At 52.8% G+C, this 265-nt stretch carries 1 tRNA gene; it reads left to right on the top strand.

Features of this window, described 5'->3' with window-relative positions:
- The first annotated feature begins 180 nt into the window (after positions 1-180).
- A tRNA-Ala gene (locus OGX97_RS00585) sits at positions 181-256 on the top strand.
- Positions 257-265: the final 9 nt, after the last annotated feature.

The raw sequence follows: 265 nt of genomic DNA, 5'->3' as shown, positions 1-265 counted from the left end.
GCTTGTAGCTCAGGTGGTTAGAGCGCACCCCTGATAAGGGTGAGGTCGGTGGTTCAAGTCCACTCAGGCCTACCAAATTCTTTCTGATACCGCGTTGTGAAACGACTCGCATACATCAGTATGCTTCACCGTTCCACGCCTTGTTTCAGCAAGAATTAAGGTGAATGAGATAACTACGATGGGGCTATAGCTCAGCTGGGAGAGCGCCTGCCTTGCACGCAGGAGGTCTGCGGTTCGATCCCGCATAGCTCCACCATCCTTACTG

Origin of the sequence: Citrobacter sp. Cpo061 (assembly GCF_030332845.1) — a bacterium.
Taxonomy (GTDB): Bacteria; Pseudomonadota; Gammaproteobacteria; order Enterobacterales; family Enterobacteriaceae; genus Citrobacter; species Citrobacter portucalensis.
This window is presented reverse-complemented; position numbering and strand designations above follow the sequence as displayed.